A 14,954-nucleotide genomic window follows, 5' to 3' on the forward strand; every position below is an offset into this window, starting at 1 on the left:
CATGGATCTGTTGATTATTCTGACCTATGTGGCATTTGCCTGGGCAATCTTTAAAATATTCCGTATTCCGGTAAACCAGTGGACGCTTGCTACCGCGACGTTAGGAGGCGTGTTTATTGTTGCCGGACTTATTCTGCTAATGAACTATAACCATCCGTATACCTTTACGGCGCAAAAAGCGGTTATTTCCATTCCGATTACGCCGCAGGTCACGGGAGTGGTGACTGAAGTGACCGATAAAAATAACCAGCTCATTAAAAAAGGCGAAGTGTTATTTAAACTGGATCCGGGCCGCTATCAGGCGCGCGTCGACAGACTGAAGGCAGACCTGGTGACCGCGACGCACAATATCGACAATCTGAAAGCGCAGCTGTCGGAAGCGGTTGCCAATACGACACGCGTCTCCGCTGAACGCGATCGCCTGTATAAAGATTATCAGCGCTACCTGAAAGGCAGCCAGGCGAAGGTGAATCCGTTCTCTGAAAGCGATATTGATAACGCGCGGCAGAACTATCTGGCGCAGGATGCCATGGTGAAAGGTTCCGTTGCTGAACAGACGCAGATTCAAAGCCAGCTGGACAGCATGGTGAACGGCGAGCAGTCGCAGATTGCCTCGTTACGTGCCCAGCTTGCTGAAGCAAAATACAACCTCGATCAGACCGTGGTGCGCGCGCCGAGCAACGGCTATATCACCCAGGTGCTGATTCGTCCGGGAACCTATGCCGCCGCGCTGCCTTTGCGCCCGGTGATGGTCTTCATTCCTGAACAGAAGCGTCAGATTGTGGCCCAGTTCCGTCAGAATTCGCTGCTGCGCCTGAAGCCGGGCGATGAAGCGGAAGTGGTGTTTAACGCGCTGCCGGGCCAGGTGTTCACCGGTAAGCTCACCAGCGTTCTGCCGGTGGTGCCGGGCGGGTCGTATCAGGCGCAGGGCGCGTTGCAGGCACTGACCGTCGCGCCGGGTACGGATGGCGTACAGGCGCTGATTGAGCTGGAGCCTAACGCCGACGTCGATGCTTTGCCGGACGGCATTTATGCCCAGGTGGCGGTCTATTCGGATCATTTCGCCCACGTCTCGGTGATGCGTAAAGTGCTGCTGCGTATGACCAGCTGGATGCACTACCTCTATCTCGATCACTAATCCTTCCGGGGCAGGAATGCGACACACATACCTGCCCTTTTTTCATCGCTTGATCCATACTGACTTTTTCCCGGCATCAAGGATCAGGCAATGAAACTCATCGGTAGCTACACCAGTCCCTTCGTGCGAAAAATCTCGATTCTCCTGCTGGAGAAAGGGATTGAATTTGAATTCGTTAATGAGCAGCCCTACAACGCCGAAAACGGCGTCGCGCAGTATAACCCGCTGGGGAAAGTTCCGGCGCTGGTAACGGACGAGGGCGAATACTGGTTCGATTCCCCCATCATTGCGGAGTATGTCGAACTGCTGGGCGTTGCCCCGGCAATGCTGCCGTCTGACCCTAAAGCGGCGCTGGCGGTGAAGCAAATTGAAGCCCTGGCCGATGGCATTATGGATGCGGCACTCACCTCCGTACGCGAGCAGGCGCGTCCCGCCGCGCAGCAGTCAGAAAACGAATTGCTGCGCCAGCGGGAAAAAATCAGCCGCAGTCTGGATATGTGCGAACAGCTTATCCGGGAGGGCAAGATCCACACCGACAGCCTGAACCTGGCAACCATCGCCATCGCCTGCGCCATCGGCTATCTCAACTTCCGCCGGGTGTCCCCAGGCTGGTGCGTAGACCGTCCGCTGCTGGTGAAACTTGCCGAAACGCTCTTTAGCCGCGAGAGCTTTGCCCGTACAGAACCGCCAAAGGCTTGACGCGGGTTATACCCGTCATACTTCAAGCTGCATGTGCGTTGGCACCCCAGTCACGTACTCATGTACGCTCCTGGGGATTCACTGCGTCGCCGCCTTCATGCAACTTGAATTATTTAGGGTATATAACACTTCGGCGTCGGAGGCGGTACAATCCCTCCACATGTTAACTCCCTCTCCCGTCGGGAGGGGGGAAGATATTTACTCGCCAGGCGCTTTCATGACTACTCATCATTCGCTGTACAGCCAGATCCCCGCGACCGACCGACTTCTTCGCGAGCCCCGCATTCATGCTGCCGTTGAGCGCTTCGGCCATACCGCGACGGTGGAGATGTTACGTCTGCTTCAGGATGAAGCCCGCGGCCATATCCAGGCCGAAAACACCTTGCCCGACTGGTGCACAGCGTGGGAGCAGGAAGTTGAGCACCGGCTGGACGAGAAAGCGCAAAGCGCGTTACGCCCGGTGATTAACCTGACGGGAACCGTGCTGCACACCAACCTGGGGCGCGCGCAGCAGGCGGAAGAGGCGGTGGCTGCGGTCGTGCAGGCCATGCGCTCGCCTGTGACGCTGGAGTACGATCTGGACGGCGCGGGGCGCGGGCATCGCGATCGCGCGCTGGCAGATCTGCTCTGCCAGCTAACCGGCGCGGAAGATGCCTGCATTGTGAATAACAACGCGGCGGCGGTGCTGTTGATGCTGGCGGCGACCGCGAGCGGCAGAGAGGTGGTGGTGTCCCGCGGCGAGCTGGTGGAGATTGGCGGGGCGTTTCGCATCCCGGACGTGATGCGTCAGGCGGGCTGCACGCTGCATGAGGTGGGCACCACGAACCGTACCCATGCGAAAGATTATCGCGCGGCGGTGAATGAAAACACCGCCCTGCTGATGAAGGTCCACACCAGCAATTATCATATTGAGGGCTTCACCAAAACCGTTGACGAGGCCGAGCTGGCGGCGATTGGGCAGGAACTGAATATTCCGGTGATTGCCGACCTCGGCAGCGGTTCGCTGGTGGATCTCAGCCTGTACGGGTTGCCAAAAGAGCCGATGCCGCAGGAGATGATTGCCGCAGGCGTGAGCCTGGTCAGCTTTTCCGGAGACAAACTGCTGGGCGGGCCGCAGGCCGGGATTATCGTCGGCAAGCGCGAGCTGATTGCGCAACTGCAGCAGCACCCGCTCAAGCGCGCCCTGCGGGCCGATAAAATGACCCTTGCCGCGCTGGACGCGACGCTGCGGCTCTATCTCCACCCGGAGAAGCTGGCCGACCGTCTGCCCACGCTGCGCCTGTTAAGCCGGGATGCCGCCTCGATTCGCGCGCAGGCCGAACTGCTGCTGCCGCGCGTCGCCCCGCACTACCCCGATTTTGACGTCCGCATTGAGCCCTGCCAGTCGCAGATAGGCAGCGGTTCGCTGCCGGTGGACAGGCTGCCGAGTGAAGCGCTCACGTTCACCCCGCGTGACGGGCGCGGCAGCCGCCTTGAGGCGCTGTCGTTGCGCTGGCGCGTCTTGCCGACGCCGGTCATCGGGCGGATTTACGATGGCCGCATGTGGCTGGATCTGCGCTGCCTTGAAGATGAAGAGCGATTTCTGGAGATGTTGCTGAAATGATTATTGCCACCGCCGGTCACGTCGACCATGGAAAAACCACGTTGCTGCAGGCGATCACCGGCATAAATGCCGATCGCCTGCCGGAAGAGAAAAAGCGCGGCATGACCATCGATCTGGGCTATGCCTATTGGCCCCAGCCGGATGGCCGCGTGCTGGGCTTTATTGATGTTCCGGGGCATGAAAAGTTTCTGTCTAACATGCTGGCGGGCGTGGGGGGCATCGATCATGCGCTGCTTGTGGTGGCCTGCGACGACGGCGTGATGGCGCAAACCCGTGAGCATCTGGCAATCCTCCAGCTGACCGGCAACCCGCAGCTGACCGTGGCGCTGACTAAAGCCGATCGCGTGGATGAGGCGCGCATCAGCGAGGTGCGTGAAGCGGTGCGGGCGACCTTACGGGAATATGGTTTTGCCGAGGCGCCGCTTTTTGTCACCGTGGCGACTGAAGGCCGCGGTATCGACGATCTTCGCCACCACTTGCAGCAATTATCGTCGCGCGACCACGCCAGCCATCACCGTTTCCGTCTGGCGATTGACCGGGCGTTTACCGTAAAAGGCGCGGGGCTGGTGGTCACCGGTACGGCGCTGAGCGGTGAAGTGAAGGTGGGAGATAGCCTGTGGCTGACGGGCGTTAATAAACCGATGCGCGTGCGCGGCTTACATGCGCAAAACCAGCCCGCAGAGCACGCCCACGCCGGGCAGCGGATCGCGCTCAACATTGTCGGGGATGCAGAAAAAGAGCAGCTTAACCGCGGCGACTGGCTGCTGGCCGACGCCCCGCCCGAGCCGTCTGAGCGTGTGATTGTCTCCCTGCAGACGCACGTACCCCTGACCCAATGGCAGCCGCTGCATATTCACCACGCGGCCAGCCATATCACCGGGCGCGTGTCCCTGCTGGAAAACGATCTTGCCGAACTGGTTTTTGATTCGCCGCTCTGGCTGGCGGACAACGACCGTCTGGTGCTGCGGGATATTTCCGCGCGGGAAACGCTGGCCGGGGCGCGGGTAGTGACGCTTAACCCGCCTCGACGTGGCAAGCGTAAGCCTGAATATCTGCAATGGCTTGCAGCGCTGGCCCAGGCTCCGGATGATAACGCCGCGCTGCGGGTGCATCTTGAGCGCGGGGCGGTGAGCCTGAGTGATTTTGCATGGGCACGTCAGCTGAGCGACGAAGGACTACGTCAGCTGACCCGGCAGCCGGGCTTTATTCAGGCCGGCAACAGCCTGCTCGATGCGCCGGTGGCTGCACACTGGCAGCGTAAGATACTGAACACGCTCGCAACGTACCATGAACAGCATCAGGATGAGCCCGGTCCTGGTCGTGAGCGTCTGAGACGCATGGCGCTGCCGATGGAAGATGACGCGCTGGTGCTGCTGCTGATTGAAAACATGCGCGAAAGCGGTGTGATTAAAAGCCATCACGGCTGGCTGCATCTGCCGGATCACAAGGCCGGGTTCACCGCAGAGCAGGAGGCTATATGGCAAAAAGTGGCCTTAATGTTTGGGGATGAACCGTGGTGGGTTCGGGATCTGGCGCGTGAGACGAACACCGACGAGCAGGCGATGCGTCAGGTATTGCGCCATGCGGCGCAGCAGGGGCTGATAGTCGCGATCGTGAAAGATCGTTATTACCGTAACGATCGCATTGTGGCATTTGCCAACCTGATCCGCGAACTGGATCAGGCGCGCGGCTCCACCTGCGCAGCCGATTTCCGCGATCGGCTGAACGTAGGCCGCAAGCTGGCGATTCAGATCCTGGAATATTTCAACCGTATCGGGTTTACGCGTCGCCGGGGTAATGACCATCTGCTTCGCGACGCGCAGCTGTTCCCCTGAGCGCTACGTGCTGCGGGAGAGTTTCTGCTTAGCCAGCCATACCGCGCCCAGTCTTCCCGCCTGGTTACCCAGCTCGCAGGGCAGAATGGGCACCTTGAGTGCCTCCCACTCCTCGAATCGCTGTAGATATTTATCGAGCAGGAGATAGATTTTCTCCTGCTCGCTTACCCCGCCACCAATCAGCACTGCCTGTGGATCGAACATCGAGATCACGCTGTAAACGCCGCGTGAGAGAAAATGTGCCCAGGCTTCAATAGCTTCGCGCAGATGCACGTCGCTCTCCATACGTTTAAAAAGCTCCTCGCCGTCAGGCATCTCTTCTTCTGATACGGCCAGCACGCGGCGGCAGGCTTTCATCAGGCCGCTGGCAGACGCAACCTCGTGCATCGGTTCGCCCTGATCCCCGACGGGTAGCACGCCAAATTCGCCGGCGCGGTAATGTGACCCGCGATAGAGATCGCCTTCCATCACAATCCCGCCACCGATGCCTGTGCCGATGGTAATGCAGACGAAATGCTCGTAATCCCTACCCGCGCCCTGCCAGCGCTCGCCCAGCGCCGCACAGTTGGCGTCGTTTTCTACAGTGACGGGAAGGTCGGTCAGCCCGGCGAAGAGTTCGCACAGGTTTTCGCCGTCGAGATAGTCGAGCGCGCCCGCTTTCGCCGCTTCGCCGCTGTGGTGGTTAATATGGCCGGGAAAACTCACGCCGATACCGGCGATGTCGTGTTCGTCCTGATACGCTTCAACCACCGCTTTCCACTTCTTTTTAAAGGTGTTTTTATCCTCAGGGGTATCGTACTCGTCCGTCGCCAGCTCCCTGCCATTTTCATCAATCACGCCGTGCTTGATGTGGGTTCCGCCTACGTCAAAACCGATAAATAGCTGCATCGCATCGTTCCTCATGAGCGCTTGAGCTGATAAGTATGGCTCAGTAGCAGAAACGAAACGTAAAGTACGGTAATCCGTGATACGGCTCGTAAACCCGTCACCCACTGGCGAGAAAACCGCCAGCCGGGACTACCCTTGTTGTATAACAACAGCAAGGAGACGGTCATGACAAATAATCCTCCCTCTTCGCGTATCCAGCCCGGCGAATATGGTTTTCCCCTCAAGCTGAAGCCCCGCTATGACAACTTTATTGGCGGCAACTGGGTGGCCCCCGTCGACGGCGAATACTATTCCAACCTGACCCCCGTTACCGGCCAGCCGCTGTGCGAGATAGCCAGCTCCGGCAAGCGTGATATCGACCTGGCGCTGGATGCCGCGCACAAAGCGAAAGATAAATGGGGGCATACCTCCGTTCAGGACCGCGCGGCCATTTTGTTCAAAATCGCCGACCGGATGGAGCAGAACCTGGAGCTGCTGGCGACGGCAGAAACCTGGGATAACGGCAAGCCGATCCGGGAAACCATGGCGGCAGACGTGCCGCTGGCTATCGACCACTTCCGCTATTTTGCCTCCTGTATTCGCGCGCAGGAGGGCGGGATCAGCGAAGTTGACAGCGATACCGTGGCGTACCACTTCCACGAGCCGCTGGGCGTCGTCGGGCAAATCATTCCGTGGAACTTCCCGCTGCTGATGGCGAGCTGGAAAATGGCCCCTGCGCTGGCCGCCGGGAACTGCATTGTGCTTAAACCGGCGCGTTTAACCCCACTCTCGGTCCTGCTGCTGATGGAAATTGTTGGCGATCTTCTGCCGCCGGGGGTCATTAACGTGGTGAACGGCGCGGGCGGTGAGATAGGAGAATATCTGGCCACCTCAAAACGGATCGCTAAAGTGGCGTTTACCGGGTCGACGGAAGTGGGCCAGCAGATTATGCAGTACGCCACGCAGAACATCATTCCGGTGACCCTGGAATTGGGCGGGAAATCCCCGAACATCTTTTTCGCAGACGTGATGGAGGAAGAGGACGCTTTCTTCGATAAGGCGCTGGAAGGGTTTGCGCTGTTTGCGTTTAACCAGGGCGAAGTCTGCACCTGCCCAAGCCGCGCGCTGGTGCAGGAATCCATCTATGAGCGCTTTATGGAGCGGGCCATTCGCCGCGTCGAGTCAATCCGCAGCGGTAACCCGCTCGATAACGTCACCCAGATGGGGGCACAGGTCTCGCATGGCCAGCTGGAAACCATCCTTAACTACATTGATATCGGTAAGAAAGAAGGGGCGGATATTCTGACCGGCGGTCGCCGTAAGGTGCTCGGCGGGGATCTGCAGGAAGGGTATTACCTTGAGCCGACGATCCTGTTCGGGCAGAACAACATGCGCGTCTTCCAGGAGGAAATTTTCGGACCGGTTCTGGCCGTGACTACCTTCAAAACGATGGAGGAGGCGCTGGAAATTGCCAACGACACGCCGTATGGCCTGGGGGCGGGCGTCTGGAGCCGCAACGGTAATCTGGCCTATAAAATGGGCAGGGGCATTCAGGCCGGGCGCGTCTGGACCAACTGCTACCACGCCTATCCGGCGCACGCGGCATTTGGTGGTTACAAGCAGTCGGGCATCGGGCGTGAAACCCACAAGATGATGCTGGAGCATTATCAGCAAACGAAATGTCTGCTGGTCAGCTACTCCGATAAACCGCTGGGGCTGTTTTAATCGCCCAGCTCAGGCCGTCCGTGGGCGGCCTGAGCAATTTGCTGGCGCAGGCAGTTCAGAACGCCATCCAGAACGTATTGCACACGCCATGGCTGGTATTCGCGTTTGCGGAAGATGGCCGTCAGATCGAGCCACCACTCTTCCTGGTGCGGGAAGCAGGGAACCAGCGTGCCCTGCGTTAATTCTCTTTTCAGGCTCTCTTTCGGTGCGAACACAATGCCAAGATTATTTCTTGCCAGCTCCAGGGCCGTCTGCGTATTGTCGCAAATATAATTTCCGGTCACCCGATAATCATGCACATCATCGCTGCCATGCATGCGAAAACGCCAGATATTGGCATCATCGACGAGCATGGAGTCAATCAGGATACACGAGTGATTAATTAAATCTTCAGGTCCGGATAAAGGGTGGTTATTTAAATATGCCTGGGTTGCGAATGCCGTGACGGAATATTTTGTTAACACGCTGGCGACCAGGTTTTCATCTTTCGGCTGAGCATAGGTAATTAAAATATCGCAGTCATCCGGAAAGGAAACGCCTTCTGAAAATTCATTGCGGTTCAGATTATAGGTTTTCAGGGAGATGCGAATGTCCCCGATGTCCTTTATCTGGTGGATCACCTGGCGCGCGAGATAGGTCACGATGCCCGTTGGGGCATAAATCGTGACTTTTCCACGCTTTTCATGCTTATAATCGGCAATGAAATTAACAAGTTGAGTGTGTTTGTCCAGTGTGGCGTCGACATACGGGAGTAACGCTTCACCAAACTGTGTCAGAGCGAGCTGACGGGTCGTGCGCTCAAAAACCTTAAGCCCAACCCGCGTTTCAAAATCAGAGAGATATTTACTGACGTTGGCCTGCGCCATGCCCAGCAGGGCGGCGGCATCACCAATGCTGTGGGTGGCTGCGATGACGGAGATTATTTTTAATTCGCGTGGCTTTAGCTGTAATTTACTCATCATGCGCACCCATCTATATGATTTTATATATAATATTATATAAACCGCAGCGTTGCATTGGCAAATTTGTAACCATTATTATGCGCCCCGCTTGTTTGGCATTTTAATGGATTACACGTAATGACTATTAAATACAATTTACTCATCGCTGCCACGTTATTTGCAGCATCTTCAGCAATGGCCGGAGATTTTTCACTTGGAGCGGGGGCTGTATTTAATGAGTCTCCTTACAAAGGCTATAACGAAAATACTACCGCAGTACCGTTAATTAGCTACGAAGGCGATCGTTTTTACGTTCGTCAGACCACCGGAGGATGGATCCTGTGGAAAGACGCAAAAAATGAATTCAGCCTGACCGCGTCGTGGATGCCGCTGCATTTCGATCCTGATGACAACGACGACCATCAGATGAAGCAGCTTGATGAGCGTAAAGCGTCAGCTTTCCTCGGCGGCGCGTACTACCGCCATGAAAGCTGGGGGTCGCTGAAAGTGGCGGTCTCGGGTGATGCCACGGATGAAAGCGGTGGCGTGGTGGGTGAGGTCTCTTACTTCCGTCCAATCAGGATGGAACGCCTGACCCTTACGCCCTCTGTCGGTATTTTCTATAGCGACGAGAGCTATAACGACTACTACTACGGCGTATCCGGCAGCGAGTCTCGCCGCTCAGGTCTGGATCAATACACCGCCGGTGACAGCTGGACGCCCTACGTTGGCCTGGCGGCTAAATATCAGTTAACCCAGAAGCTGTACCTCAACGCCAGCGCGGTCTACACCGTGTTGCCTGACGACGTGAAGAACAGCCCGATGATCGACCGCGACGACAGCTTCGCGCTGATGACCGGCCTGACCTGGCGTTTCTGATGCGGTAAAGCCGGGTGGCGGCGTTGCCTTGCCCGGCCTACGATCGTGCCTGCATTTTTGTCTGCAATACAATGTATTCCTTTTTCATTTCTCGATGCTTCTTCCCGTTCCGTCAAAACACCGCTGCACTGATGTTCCTTGTGCGCTAATGTGATTTAACCCGGTAGTGATGGTGTGTATCATGTGTATAATCATGGAAGGATTGGGAAGTGAAAAGTGCGGATGTCATTACTGTTCTGATCGGCCACGGCTGGAAATGTGTCACAACGAAAGGAAGCCATCATCAGTTTCGCCATCCCGTGCAGAAAGGACTGGTTACCGTCCCACATCCTAAAAAGGATATTAAACCGGGCACGCTCGCGCAGATATGGCGGCAGGCGGGAATTAAACACTGATATCAGGAGTAGTTATGTTTTATCCGGCTTACATTCATTCTGACACCGACGGCAGTGCCAGCGGCTTTTTCCCTGACGTTCCAGGCTGTTTTTTTGCAGGTGACTCCCTGGATGACGCATTTCAGGATGCACGTGAGGCGCTCACAGCGCACTTCGAAGCGCTGTTTGAAATGGATGAAGCATTGCCGCTCCCGGGTAATGTGGAAGCGCACCTGGAAAGTCACCCTGACAACTTCACTGGCGGGCAATGGCTGCTGGTGGATATTAATATGAAACAGTTCGACGGTAGGGCCGAGCGTATCAACATCACGATGCCTCGTCGTTTACTGATGAAGATTGATTCCTTTGTCAGCGAGCATCCGCAGTTCAGCAATCGAAGTGCGTTTCTGGCTGAGGCAGCACGTCGCGTGCTGCCATAGCGTTCAACCTCTCCCGTGGGTGAGGCTATTCAGCCTTCATCCACCCATATCCGCATTTCCCCTTCTCCCCGGTTAGCCCAGCTAAACCAGGGAATAAAGGTCAGCGTCCGGGGCTGACGCTGTACCGGCGAACGGTCGTACTGCCACAGCGCCTCCGTCTCCTTCGCGTGGCATCCGATCCCCTCCGCCTGAATCAGCATCTTGTGCGCGAAAATGCCTTTGCCTTCAAACACCCGGAACTCGCTCTCTCGTGGCAAGGAGAGGTTATGCAGGTTGGCGCCGTTATCCGCTTCTTCCAGGCAGTAAACCAGCGGGCCGCGCTGGAGCGCGACTTTACCCGCCTGCTGGCGCACCTGGGGGTTACCGTACACGCGGCGGACCGGCATCGGTAGCGTGAGGGTCAGGGTATCGCCTTCCTGCCAGCGGCGGCTGAGATAGAGGTATCCACGGGATATCTCGCCAGTCATGGCTTCGCCATTCAGCGAAACAGCAGGTTCCGCACACCAGTCCGGTAGCCTGAGTGCCAGCGTATGGGTGACCGGAACCGGCGAGGTGATTTCGATCTTCACCTGCTCCTGCCACGGATAGTTACCGCTAATGCGCAGCTGTAGGGTGCTATCACCCACCGGAATGGCGACGTCGTTCCCCACGTACAGGTTGATCAACAGCGCATCCGGGCGAACGGTATAAATATAGTGCCCCAGCGAGGTCAGCACGCGGGCAATGTTCGGCGGGCAACAGGCGCAGCCGAACCAGCGCTGGCGCACCGGCTTCACGTGGTCATAGATATGGTTAAAGGCCAGCGTTTTCGGATGCACCTCCAGCGGGTTCACGTAAAAGAAATGCTTACCGTCCAGCGCCATCCCGCCCAGCACCGTATTGTACAGCGCGCGCTCCATCACGTCGGCGTAGTGGCCGTCTGCCTCCATCTCCAGCATCCGGCGGGCAAACATCATCAGGCCAATGGAGGCGCAGCTTTCGGCATAGACCGTATCGTTGGGCAGATCGTAATCGCTGCTGAACGCCTCGCCGCTGCTCTGCGAGCCAATCCCGCCGGTAATGTACAGCTGGCGCTGCGCCATGTTGTTCCACAGCCGCAGACAGTCCTGCCGTTTACCCTCGTCATGACTCAGGCGCGCCAGGTGCGCCATGCCCGCCATCAGGTAGACGAAACGCACCGCGTGGCCGATGGCCGTTTGCTGCTCGGCAAGCGGCTGATGCGCCTGGCTGTAGGCTTTGTCCTTGACCATCCACGCCGGGCCATAGGTGTTCCAGTAAGACGTTTTGCCGCGCTTCTCGTATTCGGTATCGTAGAAGTGAGGCTGCGCGCCGCGTTCTTCGATAAAGTATTTCACCAGATTGAGATAGCGCGGCTCCTGCGTGACATCGTACAGCCGCATCAGCGCCAGCTCGATTTCCGGATGGCCAGGGTAACCGTGCAGCTGTGTTTCGCCCGGGCCAAACACGCTGTCGATATGGTCCGCCAGCCTGCACACCACGTCCAGCAGGCGACGTTTTCCGGTTCCCTGGAAATACGCCACGCCCGCTTCAATCATATGCCCGGCGCAGTACAGCTCGTGGCATTCGGCCAGATTCGTCCAGCGTTCCTCGGGGGCTTTTACCGTAAAGTAGGTATTGAGGTAGCCATCTTCACACTGCGCCGCCGCGACCAGCGAAATCACCTCGTCGGCGGTTTTTTCCAGTTCTGCATCCGGTTTCTGGCACAGCGACCACGCCACGGCTTCGAGCCATTTCGCCACGTCGCTGTCCTGAAACACCATCCCGTAGAACTCACCCTGTTCCAGACCGGCCGCGATGCGGAAGTTGGCGATGGCGTGGCTGGGTTCGGCCTCCGCCACGCGGTCGTTCAGCGCATCCCACTGGTAGGGGATGACCACGTCCCGGACCAGCCGTTGATACTGCCCGAGAAACGGGTCGTTGATTTTCAGCTGGTGCAGATCGGGTTCCATTATGGACATAGCGTTCTCCTCAGGACGGTACGTGACGCTGGCGCAGATCGGTGGCAATGCGCGACATCACAGGGTTGTTAAGCCTGCACCAGCGGATAGCGACCGCCAGCAGCAGGTGGAAAAGGGCAGGCAGCAGCGTCTCCATGGCGGTGATCCCCTGCAATGAGGCTGGCGTCTGGTTGCCCGCGCCTGGCTGATAGGCCACGGCGATAAACACCAGGCTGATGATCCCGGCGCTGGACGCCCATGCGAGCTTGATGAAAAACAGGTTGAAGGCGAAGTTCATGCCCGAGGAGCGCACGCCGGTTTTCCATTCACCGTAGTCGTCGGCAAAGGCCATGAGCGAGAAGTGCAGCGGCAGAGTGAAGCCCAGGATCACGCCGTTGCTTAAAATGACGATCAGCCATAGCGTCTGGTGCGCCGGGTCACCCGGCAGGAACCACATACCCACCGCAAGCGCCGCGAGCACCAGGTTGGTGTGGTAGTAGAGTTTGACGGTATCAATGCGGCGCGACAGCGGGCTGACGATCACCGCGCCCAGAATGGCGGCGAAGGTCACCATCGTGAAAAACAGCGAGGTGTATGCCGTGCTGCCTTGCAGCACGTAGGTGATGAAGTACATATAACCGCCGCCGCGAATATTGAAGACGTTGATCAGCAGGAACGACATCACCAGCATCAGCAGCAGCTGATCGTTTTTACGCAGGCCCGCCAGGTGCTCGCGCAGGGTGAATTTGCCCATCAGCGCCAGCGGGACGCGTTCGCGCACCCAGAAGAAGCAGCACAGGAACATCACCACGGCGATGGCGCACAGCACGCCAACGCCCAGCTGATAACCCCGGGCAGCATTGCCCTGGCCCAGCTCCGCGACCAGCCACGGCAGGCCAACGGAGACCAAAAAGCCCGCCACGCCGCACAGCACAAAGCGCCATGACTGGCAGGCGATCACCTCGTTGTGGCGGGTGGTCATGGTGTTAATCAGCGCGCAGTAGGGCACGTTGATGGCGGTATAGCCCACGGACAGCAGCAAATAGGTGCCGAACGCCCAGGCGATTTTCACGCTCATACTGGCGTCCGGGACGGTGAAGGTCAGTACGCCAACGATCCCGATGGGGAGCGCGACCCACAGCTGCCAGGGGCGAAAGCGTCCCCAGCGGCTCTGTGTGCGGTCAGCAATGACGCCCATCACCGGATCGGAAATGGCGTCAAACACGCGAAGGGCAATAAACAGCGTGCCCACCAGCGCAGGGGTGAGGCCAAATACATCGGTATAGAAAAAGGTCAGAAAGTTCATGATCAGGCAGGTAATCACCGTGCCGCCCGCATCGCCCAGGCCGTAGCCAATTTTCTCGCGGACGGACAGCAGGTCATCGACTTTCTGGTTTGCAACGTCTGCGTCTGTAATCGGGGTGGAAGTCATGGGTAACTCCTCGATAAACGATTTTTTATCGTATTTGTAGGTACCCCATTTATTCTGCATTCAACGGCCAGACCAACAAGGGAAGGGAAAAGTATAAAAAGGTGACGATTCCGACCTGATGATGAAAATGTGATTCCGATCGGACAGTTGTTCGAATATTGATTAATAATCAACGACTAAGTCGAAAATTAACGGTAATAAAAGCGGAATGGTGAATATCGATGCTCGAATTATCCATAGCGCTTCCGGTTAAGGTCCAGAACGGCGGGTTGTTTATTTCCCGCGGAGTGGGCCGCCATCCTGCGCGAAAATTAACGTCATGGGAGATTATTTTTGTCGAAAAAGGGATATTAACGATCCAGGAAGAAAATCATATTTTTGACGTTAATGCAGGAGAGAGTTTGCTGCTCTGGCCGGGCCGTCGGCACGTAGGGGTGGAAGATTTTCCGGCGGACCTGCGCTTTTACTGGCTCCATTTTGAGGTGGAGCTGCCAGATTCATCGTTACCCAACGCCGCTCCTCTGGCAATAGAACAACACTGCCGCGTAAGGGATGCGGAATATGTGATTGCGCTATTTCGGCAATTCCTCAGCGAGCAGGAGAAATTACAGCGAAGTATGGCGCTGGAGATGATTTTATTATTGATTTTACAGCAGGTGTCCCGTTCGTCAGGATATGAAGATAACGCGGATCAGGCCGGCGCGGCGATGGCCTGGAAGGCAAAACAGCTTATTCGCACGCAGTTTCATTTACCAATATCCACATCGCAGCTGGCAAAAGCGTTGCACTGTAATGCAGATTATCTCGGGCGTGTATTTCGCCGGACTTTCCATTTAACCCTGACGGAGGCGATACATCGCCAGCGCGTCAGGGCGGCGGAAAAACTGCTGCTCAACGATTCTGCATCGTTAACCGAGGTCGCAACGCGCTGCGGCTTTAATGACGTGGGGTATTTCCGGCAGATATTTTCTAAGCATACCGGGTTAACCCCCGCCGTCTGGAAACGGCGGTACTGTAAGGAGCATATTAACTCCGGTTGACCCGTGCCGGGGTCGCCAGATTA

The 14,954-nt window shown here is 57.2% G+C and carries 13 protein-coding genes; 9 read left to right on the plus strand and 4 right to left on the minus strand.

Going from position 1 to position 14,954, the window contains the following annotated elements; genetic code table 11:
* Nucleotide 1: 1 nt before the first annotated feature.
* The 4 genes from HBM95_00840 to selB all read left to right on the plus strand — a co-directional run bounded on the left by HBM95_00840 (nucleotide 2) and on the right by selB (nucleotide 5,275).
* The gene (locus HBM95_00840; GenBank protein NIH41500.1) at nucleotides 2-1,138 is read left to right on the plus strand and encodes an HlyD family secretion protein; all 1,137 of its coding nucleotides are present in this window, start codon (nucleotides 2-4) and stop codon (nucleotides 1,136-1,138) included.
* 90 nt (nucleotides 1,139-1,228) lie between these two features.
* On the plus strand, nucleotides 1,229-1,837 hold the full coding sequence (locus tag HBM95_00845) for a glutathione S-transferase (GenBank protein ID NIH41501.1): 609 nt from the start codon (nucleotides 1,229-1,231) through the stop codon (nucleotides 1,835-1,837).
* Nucleotides 1,838-2,054: 217 nt separating this feature from the next.
* Entirely contained in the window at nucleotides 2,055-3,440 is a 1,386-nt protein-coding gene (selA, locus tag HBM95_00850; GenBank protein NIH41502.1) for an L-seryl-tRNA(Sec) selenium transferase, read from the plus strand.
* Complete coding sequence (gene selB / locus HBM95_00855) at nucleotides 3,437-5,275, plus strand: selenocysteine-specific translation elongation factor (GenBank protein ID NIH41503.1); 1,839 nt, start codon at nucleotides 3,437-3,439, stop codon at nucleotides 5,273-5,275. Before selA ends, selB begins: the two co-directional genes overlap by 4 nt.
* A 3-nt stretch (nucleotides 5,276-5,278) precedes the next feature.
* Here the strand turns inward: selB and HBM95_00860 are convergent, their stop codons facing one another.
* On the minus strand, nucleotides 5,279-6,163 hold the full coding sequence (locus HBM95_00860) for an ROK family protein (protein NIH41504.1): 885 nt from the start codon (nucleotides 6,161-6,163) through the stop codon (nucleotides 5,279-5,281).
* 165 nt (nucleotides 6,164-6,328) lie between these two features.
* On the opposite strand from HBM95_00860, the gene aldB reads away from it, so the two are divergent.
* The gene (aldB, locus tag HBM95_00865) at nucleotides 6,329-7,867 is read left to right on the plus strand and encodes an aldehyde dehydrogenase AldB (GenBank protein ID NIH41505.1); all 1,539 of its coding nucleotides are present in this window, start codon (nucleotides 6,329-6,331) and stop codon (nucleotides 7,865-7,867) included.
* Here aldB and HBM95_00870 read toward each other — a convergent pair.
* Entirely contained in the window at nucleotides 7,864-8,829 is a 966-nt protein-coding gene (locus HBM95_00870) for a LysR family transcriptional regulator (GenBank protein NIH41506.1), read from the minus strand. The two genes, aldB and HBM95_00870, sit on opposite strands and share 4 nt — an antisense overlap.
* A 117-nt stretch (nucleotides 8,830-8,946) precedes the next feature.
* On the opposite strand from HBM95_00870, the gene HBM95_00875 reads away from it, so the two are divergent.
* The 3 genes from HBM95_00875 to HBM95_00885 all read left to right on the plus strand — a co-directional run bounded on the left by HBM95_00875 (nucleotide 8,947) and on the right by HBM95_00885 (nucleotide 10,501).
* Nucleotides 8,947-9,687, plus strand: coding sequence for a MipA/OmpV family protein (locus HBM95_00875; protein NIH41507.1), 741 nt, complete (start codon nucleotides 8,947-8,949; stop codon nucleotides 9,685-9,687).
* Between the two features lie 209 nt (nucleotides 9,688-9,896).
* Nucleotides 9,897-10,082, plus strand: coding sequence for an addiction module toxin, HicA family (locus HBM95_00880; GenBank protein ID NIH41508.1), 186 nt, complete (start codon nucleotides 9,897-9,899; stop codon nucleotides 10,080-10,082).
* 14 nt (nucleotides 10,083-10,096) lie between these two features.
* Complete coding sequence (locus HBM95_00885) at nucleotides 10,097-10,501, plus strand: type II toxin-antitoxin system HicB family antitoxin (protein ID NIH41509.1); 405 nt, start codon at nucleotides 10,097-10,099, stop codon at nucleotides 10,499-10,501.
* 29 nt (nucleotides 10,502-10,530) lie between these two features.
* Here the strand turns inward: HBM95_00885 and HBM95_00890 are convergent, their stop codons facing one another.
* Complete coding sequence (locus HBM95_00890) at nucleotides 10,531-12,480, minus strand: glycoside hydrolase family 127 protein (protein ID NIH41510.1); 1,950 nt, start codon at nucleotides 12,478-12,480, stop codon at nucleotides 10,531-10,533.
* Between the two features lie 10 nt (nucleotides 12,481-12,490).
* Entirely contained in the window at nucleotides 12,491-13,891 is a 1,401-nt protein-coding gene (locus HBM95_00895; protein ID NIH41511.1) for an MFS transporter, read from the minus strand.
* A gap of 221 nt (nucleotides 13,892-14,112) precedes the next feature.
* Between HBM95_00895 and HBM95_00900 the strand changes: the two genes are divergently transcribed.
* Nucleotides 14,113-14,931, plus strand: coding sequence for a helix-turn-helix domain-containing protein (locus HBM95_00900; GenBank protein NIH41512.1), 819 nt, complete (start codon nucleotides 14,113-14,115; stop codon nucleotides 14,929-14,931).
* Nucleotides 14,932-14,954: the final 23 nt, after the last annotated feature.

Origin of the sequence: Enterobacter asburiae, assembly GCA_011754535.1 — a bacterium.
Taxonomy (GTDB): domain Bacteria; phylum Pseudomonadota; class Gammaproteobacteria; order Enterobacterales; family Enterobacteriaceae; genus Enterobacter; species Enterobacter cloacae_N.